Annotated in this window: 13 protein-coding genes; 10 read left to right on the forward strand and 3 right to left on the reverse strand. The window is 68.3% G+C overall.

The window, feature by feature from the left end; translation table 11 throughout:
• Positions 1-148: 148 nt before the first annotated feature.
• From AT699_RS27075 to AT699_RS27100, 6 genes are all read left to right on the forward strand, one after another.
• Entirely contained in the window at positions 149-859 is a 711-nt protein-coding gene (locus tag AT699_RS27075; protein WP_006385795.1) for a GntR family transcriptional regulator, read from the forward strand.
• Positions 856-3474, forward strand: coding sequence for a Fe/S-dependent 2-methylisocitrate dehydratase AcnD (gene acnD / locus AT699_RS27080; protein ID WP_006385794.1), 2619 nt, complete (start codon positions 856-858; stop codon positions 3472-3474). Before AT699_RS27075 ends, acnD begins: the two co-directional genes overlap by 4 nt.
• 65 nt (positions 3475-3539) lie before the next feature.
• Positions 3540-4724, forward strand: a complete 1185-nt coding sequence (prpF, locus tag AT699_RS27085) for a 2-methylaconitate cis-trans isomerase PrpF (RefSeq protein WP_020926233.1) — start codon at positions 3540-3542, stop codon at positions 4722-4724.
• Between the two features lie 131 nt (positions 4725-4855).
• Complete coding sequence (locus tag AT699_RS27090) at positions 4856-5356, forward strand: sigma-70 family RNA polymerase sigma factor (protein ID WP_024070471.1); 501 nt, start codon at positions 4856-4858, stop codon at positions 5354-5356.
• On the forward strand, positions 5350-6318 hold the full coding sequence (locus tag AT699_RS27095) for a FecR domain-containing protein (protein WP_020926232.1): 969 nt from the start codon (positions 5350-5352) through the stop codon (positions 6316-6318). The genes AT699_RS27090 and AT699_RS27095 overlap by 7 nt, the downstream gene beginning before the upstream one ends.
• A 79-nt stretch (positions 6319-6397) precedes the next feature.
• Positions 6398-8869, forward strand: coding sequence for a TonB-dependent siderophore receptor (locus AT699_RS27100; protein WP_058207499.1), 2472 nt, complete (start codon positions 6398-6400; stop codon positions 8867-8869).
• An 86-nt stretch (positions 8870-8955) separates the two neighbouring features.
• Here AT699_RS27100 and AT699_RS27105 read toward each other — a convergent pair whose 3' ends face one another.
• From AT699_RS27105 to AT699_RS27115, 3 genes are all read right to left on the reverse strand, one after another.
• Positions 8956-10491 (reverse strand): argininosuccinate lyase, encoded by a 1536-nt coding sequence (locus tag AT699_RS27105; RefSeq protein ID WP_024070473.1) that lies wholly within the window; start codon positions 10489-10491, stop codon positions 8956-8958.
• 162 nt (positions 10492-10653) lie between these two features.
• On the reverse strand, positions 10654-11955 hold the full coding sequence (locus tag AT699_RS27110) for an ATP-binding protein (protein WP_006385788.1): 1302 nt from the start codon (positions 11953-11955) through the stop codon (positions 10654-10656).
• 252 nt (positions 11956-12207) lie between these two features.
• Entirely contained in the window at positions 12208-12993 is a 786-nt protein-coding gene (locus tag AT699_RS27115) for a helix-turn-helix transcriptional regulator (protein ID WP_035182042.1), read from the reverse strand.
• A 157-nt stretch (positions 12994-13150) separates the two neighbouring features.
• On the opposite strand from AT699_RS27115, the gene AT699_RS27120 reads away from it, so the two are divergent.
• Genes AT699_RS27120 through AT699_RS27135 form a run of 4 tightly spaced genes read left to right on the forward strand, consistent with a single transcriptional unit; the run spans position 13151 to position 16642 of the window.
• On the forward strand, positions 13151-14851 hold the full coding sequence (locus tag AT699_RS27120) for an FAD-dependent oxidoreductase (protein WP_058207500.1): 1701 nt from the start codon (positions 13151-13153) through the stop codon (positions 14849-14851).
• Positions 14826-15032: a hypothetical protein gene (locus AT699_RS27125; protein WP_006385785.1), complete on the forward strand. Its 207-nt coding sequence runs from the start codon at positions 14826-14828 to the stop codon at positions 15030-15032. Before AT699_RS27120 ends, AT699_RS27125 begins: the two co-directional genes overlap by 26 nt.
• A gap of 17 nt (positions 15033-15049) precedes the next feature.
• Positions 15050-15646, forward strand: a complete 597-nt coding sequence (locus AT699_RS27130) for a VOC family protein (RefSeq protein WP_024070476.1) — start codon at positions 15050-15052, stop codon at positions 15644-15646.
• Positions 15647-15682: 36 nt separating this feature from the next.
• Positions 15683-16642: an MBL fold metallo-hydrolase gene (locus tag AT699_RS27135; protein ID WP_006385783.1), complete on the forward strand. Its 960-nt coding sequence runs from the start codon at positions 15683-15685 to the stop codon at positions 16640-16642.
• Positions 16643-16657 lie beyond the last annotated feature (15 nt).

Raw genomic sequence — 16657 nt, forward strand, 5'->3', positions numbered from 1 at the left:
TGATATGTAATAACATTACAATTGTCACGCCGATTACGCCTAGGCCGCTTGCGCCCATCTTGGACCAAGGGTAAATTGTTGACAATCAATCGCCATACGGCGTTGCTTATCGGGTTTTCACCCAAAAAATCATCCGATTGTTGACACCATGAGCAAAGTGCTGACGCTACCGGGCGCCGCGCACGACGACAGCGAGACCTTGGCGGAACAGATTTTCCGCAAGATCCAGTCCGCCATCGTCAAGGGCGAGATCGCCCCCGGCAGCAAGATTTCCGAACCGGAACTGGCGCGCATCCACGGCGTCAGCCGCGGCCCGCTGCGCGAGGCCCTGCACCGGCTCGAGGGCCAGCGATTGCTGGTGCGCGTGCCGCACGCCGGCGCCCGCGTGGTCTCGCTCAGCCCGCAGGAACTGGCCGAACTCTACGAAATCCGCGAATCGCTCGAAGGCATGGCCTGCCGCCTGGCGGCCGAACGCATGGCGCCGGCGGAAGTCGAGGAAGTGCGCCAGGTGCTGCACGCCCACGAAAAAGACGAAGCCTTCCAGGCCGGCATCGGCTACTACCAGCAGGAAGGCGACTACGATTTCCACTACCGTATCGTCAAAGGCAGCGGCAACCAGATGCTGTTCCGCATGCTGTGCGACGAGCTCTACCAGCTGGCGCGGATGTACCGTATCCAGTACTCGACCACCCCCAACCGCCCGCGGCAGTCGTATGCCGAGCATCACCGCATTCTGGACGCCATCGCCGACCGCGATGGCGAACTGGCTGAACTCCTGATGCGCCGCCACATCCGCGCATCCCGTCTCAACATTGAAAAACAGATCGCTCAGGGCAACCTGAAGCGCACCGAGGCATGAACAAATCCTATCGCAAGCCCCTGCAAGGCACCCGCCTGGACTATTTCGACGCGCGCGCCGCCGTGGACGCCATCGCCCCCGGCGCCTACGACCGCCTGCCCTATACCTCGCGCGTGCACGCCGAGAACCTGGTGCGTCGCTGCGATCCGGTGCTGCTGACCGACGCGCTCAAGCAGTTGATCGAACGCCGCCGCGACCTGGACTTTCCGTGGTATCCGGCGCGCGTGGTCTGTCATGACATCCTCGGCCAGACCGCGCTGGTCGACCTGGCCGGCCTGCGCGACGCCATCGCCGACAAGGGCGGCGACCCCGCCAAGGTCAACCCCGTGGTGCCGGTGCAGCTGATCGTCGACCACTCGCTGGCGGTGGAATACGGCGGCAACGATCCCGACGCCTTCGCCAAGAACCGCGCGGTGGAAGACCGCCGCAACGAAGACCGCTTCCACTTCATCGACTGGACCAAGCAGGCCTTCCGCAACATCGAAGTGGTGCCCCCGGGCAACGGCATCATGCACCAGATCAACCTGGAGCGGATGTCGCCGGTGATCTACACGCAGGACGGCGTGGCCTTCCCCGACACGCTGGTCGGCACCGACAGCCACACCCCGCACGTGGACGCGCTCGGCGTGATCGCCATCGGCGTGGGCGGCCTGGAAGCCGAGAACGTGATGCTGGGCCGCGCCTCGTGGATGCGCCTGCCCGACATCGTCGGCGTCGAACTGACCGGCCGCGCCGGCCCCGGCATCACCGCCACCGACGTGGTGCTGACGCTGACCGAATTCCTGCGCAAGGAAAAAGTCGTGGGCGCCTACCTGGAGTTCCACGGCGAAGGCGCCGCCAGCCTGACGCTGGGCGACCGCGCCACCATCTCCAACATGGCGCCCGAGTACGGCGCCACCGCCGCGATGTTCGCCATCGATCAACAGACCATCGACTACCTGCGCCTGACCGGCCGCGAGGACGAGCAGATCGCGCTGGTGGAAAACTACGCCAAAACCGCCGGTCTGTGGGCAGACAGCCTCAAGACCGCCGAATACGAGCGCGTGCTGCGCTTTGACCTGTCGACCGTGGTGCGCACCCTGGCCGGCCCGTCCAATCCGCACCGCCGCCTGCCGGTGGCCGACCTGGCCGAGCGCGGTATCGCCGGCACGGTCGAGAACCAGCCCGGCCTGATGCCCGACGGCGCCGTCATCATCGCCGCCATCACCAGCTGCACCAACACCAGCAACCCGCGCAACGTCATCGCCGCCGGCCTGCTGGCGCGCAACGCCAACCGCGCCGGCCTGACGCGCAAGCCGTGGGTCAAGAGTTCGCTGGCGCCCGGCTCCAAGGCCGTGGCCCTGTACCTAGACGAAGCCGGCCTGACCGCCGACCTGGAAAAGCTCGGCTTCGGCGTCGTGGCATTTGCCTGTACCACGTGCAACGGCATGTCGGGCGCGCTCGACCCCGTGATCCAGCAGGAGATCATCGACCGCGACCTGTACGCCACCGCCGTGCTGTCCGGCAACCGCAACTTCGACGGCCGCATCCATCCCTACGCCAAGCAGGCCTTCCTGGCCTCGCCGCCGCTGGTGGTGGCCTATGCCATCGCCGGCACCATCCGCTTCGACATCGAGCGCGACGTGCTTGGCACCGACGCCAGCGGCCGCGAGATCCGCCTGAAGGACATCTGGCCGAGCGACGAAGAGATCGACGCCATGGTCAAGGCCGCCGTCAAGCCGGAACAGTTCCGCAAGGTCTACGCGCCCATGTTCGGCCTGCGCAACGAGCGCGACGCCGCGGTCGAGCCGCTGTACGCCTGGCGCCCGCAGAGCACCTACATCCGCCGCCCGCCGTACTGGGAAGGCGCGCTGGCCGGCGAGCGCACGCTGCGCGGCATGCGGCCGCTGGCCGTGCTGGGCGACAACATCACCACCGACCACCTGTCGCCGTCCAACGCCATCCTGATGGACAGCGCCGCCGGCGAATACCTGCATAAGATGGGCCTGCCCGAAGAGGACTTCAACTCCTACGCCACCCACCGCGGCGACCACCTGACCGCGCAGCGCGCCACCTTCGCCAATCCCAAGCTGTTCAACGAGATGGTCAGGAACGCCGACGGCACGGTCAAGCAAGGCTCGCTGGCCCGCGTCGAACCGGAAGGCAAGGAGATGCGCATGTGGGAAGCGATCGAGACCTACATGGACCGCAAGCAGCCGCTCATCATCGTGGCCGGCGCGGACTACGGCCAGGGTTCGTCGCGCGACTGGGCCGCCAAGGGCGTGCGCCTGGCCGGCGTCGAGGCCATCGCCGCCGAAGGCTTCGAGCGCATCCACCGCACCAACCTGATCGGCATGGGCGTGCTGCCGCTGGAATTCAAGCCCGGCGTGAACCGCAAGACGCTGGCCCTGGACGGCACCGAGACCTACGACGTGGTGGGCGAACGCAAGCCGCGCGCCGACCTGACGCTGGTGATCCACCGCCGCAATGGCGAGACGCTGGAAGTGCCGATGACCTGTCGCCTCGACACCGCGGAAGAAGTGTCGATCTACGAGGCCGGCGGCGTGCTGCAACGCTTCGCGCAGGACTTCCTGGAAGCCGAATCGGCCGCCGGTTCGGCCAAGAAGGCCAGCTGACACCCCACCGCATGGCGGGCGCCGCGGCACCCGCCTTTCCCACCCAAGACATCAGGACTGCCCCCATGGCCCATGCCCCCCAGATCAAGATTCCCGCCACCTACATGCGCGGCGGCACCAGCAAAGGCGTGTTCTTCAAGCTCGACGACCTGCCTGAATCCGCCCGCGTGCCGGGCCCGGCCCGCGACGCGCTGCTGATGCGCGTGATCGGCAGCCCCGACCCCTACGGCAAGCAGATCGACGGCATGGGCGCGGCCACCTCCAGCACCAGCAAGACCGTCATCATCGGCAAGAGCAGCCGTCCCGAACATGACGTCGACTACCTGTTCGGCCAGGTCTCGATCGACCAGGCCTTCGTCGACTGGAGCGGCAACTGCGGCAACCTGTCGGCCGCCGTCGGCCCCTTCGCCATCAGCAACGGCCTGGTGGACCCGGACCGCATCCCGCGCAACGGCATCGCCGTGGTGCGCATCTGGCAGGCCAACATCCAGAAGACCATCATCGCCCACGTGCCCATCACCGACGGCGCGGTGCAGGAGACCGGCGACTTCGAGCTGGACGGCGTGACCTTCCCAGCCGCCGAGCTGCAACTGGAATTCATGAACCCGGCCGAGGAAGGCGACGGCGGCTCGATGTTCCCCACCGGCAACCTGGTGGACGACCTGGAAGTGCCCGGCATCGGCACCTTCAAGGCCACCATGATCAACTCCGGCATCCCCACCATTTTCCTGGACGCCGAGGCGCTGGGCTACACCGGCACCGAGTTGCAGGACGACATCAACGGCGACGCCGCCGCGCTGGCGCGCTTCGAGACCATCCGCGCCCACGGCGCGCTGCGCATGGGCCTGATCCAGAAACTGGAAGAAGCCGCCGCGCGCCAGCACACGCCCAAGGTGGCCTTCGTGGCCCGTCCCAAAGCCTACACGTCCTCCAGCGGCAAGCAGATCGGCGCCGGCGACATCGACGTGCTGGTGCGCGCCCTGTCCATGGGCAAGCTGCACCACGCCATGATGGGCACCGCTTCGGTCGCCATCGCCACCGCCGCGGCCGTGCCCGGCACGCTGGTCAACCTGGCGGCCGGCGGCGGCCAGCGCGACCAGGTCAACTTCGGCCACCCCTCGGGCACGCTGCGCGTCGGCGCCCAGGCCCAGCTGATCGACGGCGAATGGACCGTCACCAAGGCCATCATGAGCCGCAGCGCGCGCGTGCTGATGGAAGGCCGGGTGCACGTGCCGCCCACCGGGTTCTGAGGCCGGGGCCGCGCCGCCGCCCGGGCAAGCCCCCCGGCGGTGGCGCGCCATTTCAGCCGATGCCGGGCGCTTGGATATCGATGTTGATAATGGTTACTATTAACGTCTGATCTACCCGCCCCTGCCCGGCCATGACCCAAAGCAGTCCCCATGCGTCTTTCGAGGATCTCTACGCGCAGCACCAGTCGTGGCTGCGCGACTGGCTGCGCCGCAAGACCGGCTGCCCCTACGACGCCGCCGACCTGACCCACGACACCTACATGAAGGTGCTGTTGCGCAACGAAGACGCGCGCGACTTGCGCGAGCCGCGCGCCTACCTCGTCACCGTCGCGCATGGCTTGCTGGTCAATCTGTTCCGTCGGCGCGACATCGAGCGCGCCTATCTCGATTGCCTGGCGGCCCGCGAGGAAACCTCCTGGCCCTCGCCTGAACGCCGGGCGCTGGCGCTGGAGGCGCTGGTACGAATCGATCGGCTGCTCGATGGCCTCCCGCCCAAGGCGCGGCGCGCGTTCCTGCTGCTGCAACTCGAAGGCCTGAAGCACGGCGAGATCGCCGAACGCCTGCAGGTATCGGTCAGCTCCGTGCGGCAATACCTGGCGCTCGCCATGCGCCATTGCCTGGCGTCGTGCTGAACCGTCGCGCGGCCGCCGGCCTGCCCGATGCCGTCCTCCAGGCCGCCAGCGTCTGGTTCGTGCGCCTGGGCGCGGAAGACGCCGGCGCGGACGATCGGCGGCAATGGCAGGAATGGCTGCGGTCCGATCCCCTGCACCAACAGGCCTGGGAACGGGTCGAAGCCCTGGGGCGGGAATTCGGCCACATCGAACCGCGCGCCGGCCTGACGGCCCTGGACAGGCCACGCTCAGCTGGCCGGCGCAAGCTGCTCAAGACCTTGTCGCTGGCATTCGTGGCGGGCGGCGGGGCCCTGGCCGCCCAGGAGCTGCCGTGGGATGCCTGGGGCGCCGACGTGCGCACCGCCACAGGCGAACGGCGGCGGCTGGAGCTGGCCGATGGCAGCATCCTCACCATGAACACTGACAGCGCCGTGGACCTGGCATTCGACGGCGCAAAGCGCGAACTGATCCTGCGGCGTGGCGAAATCCACATCGAGACGCGCCCGGATCCGCTGCGTCCTGCCCGGCCCTTCCTTGTCAGCACGCCCGTCGGCCGAGCCACCGCGCTTGGCACCCGGTTCGACGTCAACCTGATGGGCGATCACGCCCAGGTCGCGGTCGAACAGGGCGCGGTGCGCCTGGAACCACGCCTCGCGACCCATGCCTCGGTCGTCGTGCCGGCGGGCATGGCAGCCACTTTCGACGCCGGTTCGGCGACAGCGCCCACGGCCTTCCCGCCACAGCAACAGGGATGGGTCGACGGCATGCTGTATGCGAACGGCATGCGGCTGGACGCGTTGGTGGCGGCGCTGGCGCGCTATCGGCCCGGCCGCCTGGCCTGCGACCCGGCGGTCGGGTCCCTGCGCATCTCCGGCGCCTATCCGGTGGACGATACCGACCGCGCGCTGGCCGCGATTGAACGCGTGCTGCCGGTTCGCGCCGACCGCCTCACCCGCTATTGGGTCACGGTGAGGGCGCGCTGACACGACGGGATTGTCACTTTTCCGATCTCGATTGGCATACAGGTGAAGCCTCATTTCTCTTCACCGGAAATCCATCGACATGCACGCTCCCACACTGCGCCCCCTCGCCCCTCGACAAGACGGTCCACGCCTGGCCGGCCTGGCGCTCGCCCTGCTTTCCGCCCTGGCTGGAACCATGCTCTGCCCGGCCGCCACCCTGGCCCAACCTGCCCTCCAGGCCGACAGCCGCGCCGTCGACATCCCGGCCGGTCCGCTGGGACCGGCCTTGGCCGCCTATGCCCAGCGCATGCGGGTACTGCTGTCGTTCCGTCCCGCCCAGACCGACGGCCTGTCGACGCCCGGCCTGAGCGGCAGCTACGCCGTCGAGGAAGGCTTCGCCCGCCTGCTGTCCGGCACCGCCCTGCGCGTGCGGCGCCTGCCCGACGACAGCTACGCGTTGGAGGCGGCCGCCGCCGAGGGCATCAGCCAACTCGCCGCTGTCACCGTACTGGGCGCGGGCGCCACCACCGAAGGCACCGGCGCCTACACCGCAGACTGGATGCGCTCGGCCAACGGCCTGGTGCTGGCGCAGCGCGACACGCCCCAATCGACCAGTATCGTCACGCGCCAGCAGCTCGACGATCAGGCCATGGGCAGCGTGCGGGACGTGATGGAGAACGCCACCGGCATGAACGTCCAGCAAAGCGAGACAGACCGGCTAAGCTACTACTCGCGCGGTTTCCAGATGGACACCATGCAGTTCGACGGCGTAGTCAAGCCGCTGGACGGCACCTACCAGTTCGGCGAAGGCAATCTGGACCCCGTCATCTACGACCACGTCGAGATCATCCGCGGCGCCACCGGACTGATGAGCGGCACCGGCAACCCGGGCGGTTCAGTGAACTTCATCCGCAAGCGGCCCACGCGCGAATTCCAGGGCAGCCTGCGAGCCATGGGCGGCAGCTACAACACCTATCGCGGTGAAATCGACCTGTCGTCGCCCCTGACCGCGTCCGGCGCGATCCGCGCGCGCATCGTCGGAGCCAAGGAAAGACGCGGCGACACACTGGATTTCTACAGCAAGAAGCGCGACGTGGCCTATGGCATCGTCGAGGCGGATCTCGCGCCGGCCACCACCCTCAGCGCCGGCGCCTCGACGCAGCGCTCGCGTCCCAAGGGCGTGATGTGGGGCGGCCTGCCGATCTTCGACACCAACGGCGATCAGGTCGACTGGAAGAAGGGCCAGACGGTCGGCGCCAAATGGACCACCTGGGACACCGACTCGACCGAGTACTTCGCCCAGCTGGAGCACGGCTTCGCCAACGGCTGGAACGGCCGGCTGTCGTACTCGCGACTGGACAACGACTTCGACGCGTCGCTGCTTTTCGCGGCCGACTTCCCGGTGGACGCGGACACCGGCTACCTCTCGGGCACGCCGACGCTGCGCAAATACCGTGGCCACAGCAAGCAGGACGTCTATGGCGGATCGCTGACCGGCGACTTCGGCCTGCTCGGCGCGACGCACGAATTCAACCTGGGCTTTTCGCATTCCAGGACGCGCAGCCGGACCAAGGGCTGGAACTCTTCAGACCAGGCCACCTACCCGGTCCCCAACATCCATGACTGGCATGGCGACTGGCCCGAACCGGTCTGGGACCTGGCGGTATCCGACCAGCAATTGCGCACCACCCAGACCGGCATCTTCGGCACCGCCCGCTTCAATCTTGGCAGTCGCCTGCACCTGCTGACCGGCGCGCGCTGGACGCGCTGGGAAGCCGATGAATACCGCTGGAACCAGTGGTCGCCCGATTCCGCCCCCATCACGCTGTCGCAATCGCAGCGCTACTCCGAGATAACGCCCTACCTGGGCGTCACCTACGACCTCGACGACACCTACACGGCCTATGTGAGCTACACCAACATCTTCCAGCCGCAGATGTACAAGACGCGGGACTGGAACATGACCGGTCCGGCGTATGGCCACAATTACGAAGCCGGCATCAAGGCTTCGTATCTGGAGGGCCGCCTGAATGGCTCGTTCGCCGTGTTCCAGACCAACCAGAAGGACGTGGCCGAATACGCCGGCTTCGACGCCGCCCGCAATGAGTCCTGGTACGAGATGCTGGACGGCACGCGCACCCGCGGATTCGAATTGGAACTGGCCGGCGAGGTATCGCCCGGCTGGAACCTGTTCCTGGGTTACACCTACCGGGTATCCAAGGACAACGCCGGCAGGAAGGTCCAGACCACGCAGCCCGAACAGATGCTCAAGGCCAGCACCACGTACCGCCTGCCCGGCGCGCTGCGCGATCTGGTCATCGGCGGCGGCATGCGCTGGCAGAGCCGCACGCGCGCCGTGGGCTATTACGGCGAACAATCCGCCGCCGTGGAGCAACAGCCCTACGCGCTGTTCGACCTGATGGCCCAGTACGATCTCGGCAGGCAGACCCAGCTGCAGCTGAACGTTCGCAATCTCGCGGACAAGCGCTACTACCGCGCCATGGGCTTCTACAACTCGGTCTACTACGGCGAAGGCCGCACCACCCTGGTCACCCTGACGCACCGGTTCTGACTCCGGCATCCTGGCATGGGCCGCGGTATCCTCGGCCGCAGCCCATGCCCTGATCGACGAAGCCGCACATGCCACGCCCGCGACGCTTACCGGCCCTTGTCCTTCGGCGCGCTGGCCACCAGCGCGTCGAAGTCCTTGTCCAGGCTGGCCAGGGAATCGGCGATGTGCGCCCGGCGTTCCTTGATCCACTTGTCCTGCGAGGCCAGCTGTTCGCGCGCCTCCTTGACCATGCGTTCCATTTCCGCCGGCTGCGGCCCGCCGCTGGTGGCGCGGTTCTTGACGATGGCGACCGGGTCCAGCGTCGACCGGAACTCGGCCTCGCTCATCGGCAGCTCGCTCGGATACTTCGACCCCTTCATCGCCTCGGCGTAGATGCGGCGCGCCTGGTCGTACGGGAAGTCCAGCGGCTTGATGTTGTTGGTCTTGGCGTAACTCACCACCTCGGAAGCGAAGTGGTGCCCGTCACGGAACGGCAGCTTGTACTTGCGCATCAGCACGTCGGCCAGTTCCTGCGAGGCGGTCCAGTCGCTGTTCAGTTCCTCCAGCGCGCGGTCGGGGCTGATCACCATGGCCTTGAGCACGCGGTCCCAGCGCTTGAGCGCCGCGATGCCGGCATCGACCATCGCCGAGTTCTGCTTGACGTCCTTGGGGTCGCTCATGCCGGGCGTGATGTTGTGCGTCTGGATCACCGGCCCCATCGCCAGCGTCACCGCGGTCGACGCGTCGCTGCGCGTGTCGTTGAGCAAACCGGGATTGCGCTTTTGCGGCATGGCGCTGGACACATAGGTGTTGCCGCCGCCCTCTTCCAGCAGGATCCACGGGCGCGACTGGGCGTACTGCGTCATCACGTCCTCGACGAAGTTGCCGGTGCGCAGCGCGATGCTGGTGACGATGGACGCAACTTCCACCGGCTGGTCCATCGACGAGATCTGCGAGGCATCGTAGGCGTTGTCCACCAGCGCCGTGAAGCCCAGGTACTGCGCCATGCGCTTGCGGTCCAGCGGCCAGCTGGTGCCGTTGAGCACGGTGGTGCCCATGGGCGAACGGTCGATGCGCGCGTAGGCTTCGCGGATGCGCTGGGCGTCGCGCGCCAGGCCGGCGGCCTGCCCCAGCAGGTAGTGGCCGTAGCTGTTCGGCTGGGCCGCCACGCCATTGGTGTAGTTGGGCACGATGGTGGCGCTGTGCTTGGCGGCCAGCTCCACCAGCGTGGTCGACGTGGCATTGAGCTGGTCCGCCAGATCCAGCAGCTTGTCGCGCAGGATGGCGCTGCGATAGGTGGCGTGCATGTCCTGGCTGGAGCGGCCGGCGTGCAGCAGCGTCACGTCCTCGCCCGCCGCCTTGATCAGCAACGGCTCGAAGGTGATGACGCTGGCCGGCCGCTTGGCGCCGGGCTGGTTGCCGTCATTGATCACCTTGGCCACGCCCGCCGCCAGCCGCGGCGCCATGGACTTGTCGAGCAGGCCCTGCTCGGTATTGATCACGGCCGTGGCCTTGTTGATCTCGCCGAGCCAGAAGAAGGGATCGCGCGGCGGCTTGGCGGCGGATGCCTGCTGGCCCCAGGCGGCCTGGGCGCCAAGGGACAAAACGAGGGCGGCGCCCAGCGCGGGCAGGAAATGTCTCATGGTGTTCTCGTTATGAGTTATCAGGGAGGGGAAAACAAACCCCTGTATCAAACACCATTTCCACGCGCCATGTGCCACAAAATGCAAGCCGGCGCGCGACAGGCCGGGCGCGGCGGCCGCCGTCTCCGGGTTGACCCGGATGCCCTGGCGGCAAGCTGAACGCTATGCCGCCGATGCCGCCGCCCAGCGCAACACGAAACGCGCGCCGCCCAGCGGACTGTCCGCCACGCAGATGCTGCCGTGGTGGCCGGCCGCGACACGCTGCACGATCGCCAGGCCCAGCCCCGCCCCGCCCGTGCCGCGGTCGCGGCTCTCATCGAGCCGGATGAAAGGCTCGAAGATCCGCTCGCGGTCGGCCACCGGGATGCCCGGCCCGTCGTCGTCGACGATCAGTTCGAAATGCCCTGTCGGACTGTGCGTCAGCGCGATGTCGATGCGGCCGTGGGCGTAGCGCACGGCGTTCTGCACCAGGTTCAGCAAGGCCCGGCTCATGTAGCGCGGATGCAGGCAGACGTGCGGTGGATGGCCATCGGCCACCCGGCACTCCACGTTGCGCGCCTGCGCCTGGTGCGCGACCTGGGCCAGCGCCTCGCCCAGCCAATCGCGCGTGTCGACCGTTTCCAGCCGCACGGTCTCTTCGGTGGGGCGTTCCAGCCGCGCGTACACCAGCAGCTCCGCCACCATGCTTTCCAGTTCGGAGATGTCCGCGCGCATGTCGCGCAACACGTGTTGATGCGTCGGCGGCAGGCCGCCACGGCCCAGCATGTCCACCTCGAACGAGAGCCGCGCCAGCGGCGTGCGCAGTTCGTGCGATACCGCGTTCGTCAGGCTGCGCTGGTTCTCGATCAAGGCGGCGATACGCTCGGCCATCTGGTTGAAGCTCTCGCCGACATGGCGGATGCCGGCGATGCGCGACAGCCTCACGCGCTGGCTCAGTTCCCCCTGGCCCATGCGCAGCGCGGCATTGCGCAGCGCATCCATGTCGCGCCACATGGGCAATGCCCATAGCCCCAGCAGGCCGACCGCCACCACCACGCCCAGGCAGAGCCACACGGACAGGGCGACCACGGTGTCGAACACGTTGGGCAGCCGCAATTCCAGCCATTGCGCGGGCTCGCCCGGCAACGGCACCAGGTGCGTATCGAAGTCATCCCGCATCACGACGCCAAAGACCTGCCGTTGCTCGCGCTCGTCCTCGGTCAGGTGGACCTGCTCCGCGGGCAGCACCCGCAGCGCGATGCCGTAATGCGGCTGCACCTGCTCGCGCAGCAGGCTGTCGCGCTGCGCAGGCGGCACCGCGTCCAGCCGCTCGTGCAACTCGTGGAACTGGCCGCGCAGCGACTGGAAGGCGACCTCTTGCACCATCGGCTTGAGCAGCGTCCCCAGTCCCTTGTCCACGAACAGATAGGCCAGTCCGAGACTGACCAGGACCACGATGACGACGCGAACGAGGAATTTGAGCATCAATAGCCTTGGGACCGGCGGCCCACGGCCCGGCCCGGCGCGGCGGGTACGCCTGCGCCACGGAGCGAGCGGAGAGACAGCGGCAAGAGAAGGAGCCGGCGCGACATGGCGCGGCCGGCACGACGCCCGGGCGCCGCGGCCGGCGCGCGGTGCCTCGGATCATAGGGAATGAGCCGGCGCCCGTTCCGCCGGTTTTTGTGTGGGTTTTGTGAAAAACGGTGAAAGCGCGCGCCTGCCGTCCGCCAGCAGGGATCAGGCGTTGGAGCGCGCTCCGCAGCCGGCCGGCGCCTTGATCAGGAATTCCTTCAGGCTGGCCACGTTGCTCTTCTTGAAGATGCGGTTCTTGTAGGTCACCACCGTGGTCGGCGACAGGCCCAGTTCGCGGCCCACTTCCTTGGCGGTGCGCCCCTGGCGCAGCAGGTCCGCCACCTGGACCTCGCGTTCGGACAGGCCATCCGACCAGATCGGCGCGGGCGCGGCCTCGCGCCGGCACAGCTGGTGATGGCGCCGCGCCAGCGCAATCAGCAGCGGGGCGCGTCCGCGCATCACGTCGGTCACGCCCGGCGGATGCGAGCGCGAAAAATACAGGTTGATGTAGCTGGCGCCTTCGCTGCGCGCGCCGATCAGCGAGATCTTGCTGGCGAAGCCGGGCCGCTCGAACAGCAGTTCCCGGTACTCGGCATCCAGGATGCGCTCGGGCGCCGCGGCCTGGATGATCAGGTCCGGATGATGCTCGGGCCGACAGGCCAGGTCGCGCAACAGCGCGTAGTTGGGATCGCGGCGGTAGAACTGGTCGTCGACATAGACCGTGGTGGTCCACTCGATCAGCGACTGGTTCAACAGGCTGGCGGCCGACGAATACTGCACCGAGCCATCGTGCCCGTAGAAGACGTGCGACACGTGGTCGGCGGCCACGGTTTCGCGCAACGCCATCAACAGCGCCGCGTGGAACATCGGTCCGCCCAGGTCCATGACGGCGGACGCCGCCCACTGGTCCGTCCCCCCGTCCACGGCCAAGGGTTTGCTTGTCTCATCCATGGTTGTCGTCCCCCGTTCGGGCGTGTTTTTCCCGATTCTAAGGGCTTCCCGGCGATCCCGGTGTCCTCTCTCGTGAGGACATGACGCGCTCCGCCCGTGCTCCTAGAGTGGTGCCTGTGACATGCCTCGCAGAACCCTTGGAGCACTAGGGAAAACGATGACAGAGCTTCCCCTCTACCCCTACCTCAGGCCGGACGAGATGGATCGTCCGCGCCCTGCCCCCCACCCCGTCGCGATCGTCGGCGCCGGGCTGACCGGCCTGACGCTGGCGCTGGATCTGGCGCGGCGCGGCATTCCCGTGGTGGTGCTGGACGACGACAATACCGTCGGCGTGCGCGGCCTGGCCTCGCGCGGCATGGTCTGGGCGCAACGCACGCTGGACATCTTCGACCGCCTCGGCATGGCCGGCGCCGTGGTCGACAAGGGCGTGCGCTGGAACGTCGGCCGCGTGCTGTGCCGCGACATGGCGGTGGCCTCGTTCACGCTGCAGGACCAGCCCGACATGCGCCACAACGGCTTCGTCAACCTGCAGCAGTATTACCTGGAAGCCTTCCTGGTCGAGGCGCTGCGGCGCGAACCGCTGGCCGACCTGCGCTGGCTCAACCAGGTGGTCGGCATCGAGCCCTGTGCCGACGGCCCGGCCACGCTGCGCGTGCGCACGCCGGACGGCGCCTACGCCACCCGCGCCCAATGGGTGGTGGCCTGCGACGGCGCCAACAGCGCGGTGCGCGGCCTGCTGGACCTGCGTCCGCGAATCTACGACCGCACCGAGGACCGCTGGATCATCATCGACATCGTGCTGCGCGGCACCGCCTGGCCCGAGGAACGCTGGACCTGGCTCGACGCCCGCAGCAATCACGGCCGCGCGGTCTGGCGCCACAAGATGGCCGACGACACCTGGCGCCTGGACTTCCAGTTGCGCCCGGACGAAGACCCCGAAGCCGCCGCCACCGAGGCCGCCATGCGCCAGCGCGTCTGGGACCTGCTGGGCGAACGGGTCGATTTCGACATCGCCTGGCACGGCGTCTGGGCCTACCGCCATGAATGCCTAGACCGCCTGCGCCACGGGCGGGTACTGTTCGCCGGCGACTCGGCCCACCTGGTGGCGCCGTTCGGCGCGCGCGGCGGCAATGGCGGCATCCAGGACGCCGACAACCTGGGCTGGAAACTGGCGCTGCTGCTGCAGGGCCGCGCCGACGCCGGGCTGCTCGACAGCTACGACGCCGAGCGCAAGCACGCCGCCATGGAGAACATCCGCCAGGCCCGCCGCTCTTCGCGCTTCGTCTATCCCGGCGCCGCCCGCTCGGCCGCGCTGTGGCGCGACGCCATCATCGCGCTGGCGCCGCGCCACGCGCTGGCGGCGCGCATGATCAACACCGGCCGGCTCTGCATGCCGGCGGTCTATCCCGCATCGGCCTGGGTGCGCGGCGACCACGCCCACGCCGGCCGCGCCCTGCCCAACGTGCTGCTGCGGCAGGACGACGGCCTGTCCCTGCACGCGCTGCTCGGGCCCTGGTTCACCGTGCTGGTATTCGCCGACGCGTTGCCGCCGGACGTGCGCGACGATGCGCTGCTGCGCTGGGTCGCGGTGGGCCCGCTGTGCGATGCGCGCGGGCGCGACGCCCTGGCGCACCAGCTCGGCCAACCGATGGACGGCAGCGCCTGGCTGCTGCGGCCGGACCAGCACGTCATGGCCGCGGGCGGGCCGCAGGCCCTGCCGCCCGCTACGCTCGCGGCCTGGGTCAGCGACGCGCTGCGACCGGCTGGCGCCGATGGCATCGATTCCCAACCCGAGGCCGCCGGCCTCCCGCACGCAAACGGAGACGCGCGCCATGCCGCAATCCCAGCAACAGCTTGACGACCTGCTCGAACGCCTGATCGCGCTGACCGACCAGTGCGACGCCGCCGACCAGCGCGACAGCCTGGCGCGGCTGTCGCTGCTGCTGATCGAAGCGGTGGACGACGCGGCCCGCGTCCGGGCCGCCGTCGACGAAGTCCTCGCGGCGCGCGGCGAACCCGCCCCCCTGCACATCCCCTGACCCACGGAGACCGCGCCATGACGCAGCTTACCGATTCCCCCGCCCCCGCGGCCGCCTGCCCGTCCATCCAGGGCCTGCACCATTTCGCCTGGCGTTGCCGCGATGCCGAGGAAACCCGCCGCTTCTACGAAGACATCCTGGGCCTGCCGCTGGTGCACGTGGTCAAGGAAGAACGGGTGCCGTCCACCGGTGAACACTGCCCCTTCGTGCACCTGTTCTTCGAATTCGCCGACCACTCGCACATTGCCTTCTTCGACCTGGGCGACAACGCGCTGAGCCAGCCCGATCCCGCCACGCCGCGCTGGGTCAACCACTTCGCCATGGAAATCCGCGGCGAGGCCGAACTGGAGCGCATGCGCCAGCGCCTGCTGGCGCATGGCGTGGAGGTGGTCGGCCCGACCGACCATCACTTCATCCGCTCGATCTATTTCTTCGACCCCAACGGCATCCGGCTGGAACTGACGGCGCGCCTGCCCGTGGCCGACTACGTGGCGCGCAAGCGCCGCAGCGCCCACGAGGAACTGGCCGCCTGGAACCGCGACAAGGCCGCCGGCCTCAAGCCCGGCGCCACCGGCACCACCAGCCATGCGCGCCACCATGGCGGCGCGGACTGACCCCGAATCCCTTCATTCATCCAGACAAGGAACACGATGAGCAAGCCTTTCGCATCCCAGGCCGACGTGGCGGAAAAGAAGACCTCCTTCGAGCGCCTGTCCGAAAACGCCTACGCCTACATCGCCGACGGCGACCCCAACTCCGGCGTCATCATCGGCGACGATAGCGTCATGGTGGTCGACGCCACCGCCACGCCGGCCATGGCGCGGAACCTGATCCGCGCCATCCGCGGCGTCACCGACAAGCCCATCCGCCACGTCGCGCTGACGCACTACCACGCCGTGCGCGTGCTGGGCGCGTCGGCCTTCGCCGCCGAAGGCGCCGTCAACACCTACGCCAGCCGCGGCACCTACGAGCTGATCGCCGAACGCGGCCAGGCCGACATGGATTCCGAGATCGGCCGCTTCCCGCGCCTGTTCCAGTCCGCCGAGACCATTCCCGGGCTGACCTGGCCCACCACCGTGTTCGAGCGCGAGCTGACCCTGTTCATGGGCAAGCTGGAAGTGCGCATGATGCATCTGGGCGCCGGCCACACGCGTGGCGACTCCATCGTCTGGATTCCCTCGCAAGGCATCTGCTTCGCCGGCGACCTGGTCGAATTCAACGCCGGCGTCTACACCGGCGACGCCTACCTGTCGGACTGGCCGGCCACGCTCGACCGGTTGCAGGCCCTGGCGCCGAAACAGATGGTGCCCGGCCGCGGCCCCGCGCTCACCAGCGCCGGCGCCTGCCGCGAGGCCATCGGCTACACCCGCCGCTGGGTCGAGACGCTGTACGGCTGCGCCCGCCAGGGCGTGAGCGAAGGCAAGGGCCTCAAGCAGGTCTATGAAGACACCCGCCGCGTGATGGACCCCGAGTTCGGCCACGTCGTGATCTACGAACACGCCATTCCCTTCGACATCTCGCGTGCCTTCGACGAAGCCAGCGGCATCACCGACCCGCGCGTCTGGACCGCCCAGCGCGACCGCGAGATGTGGGCCGAACTGACCGCCTGATCCCCTTTCGATATC

Origin of the sequence: Achromobacter xylosoxidans, from assembly GCF_001457475.1 — a bacterium.
Taxonomy (GTDB): domain Bacteria; phylum Pseudomonadota; class Gammaproteobacteria; order Burkholderiales; family Burkholderiaceae_B; genus Achromobacter; species Achromobacter xylosoxidans.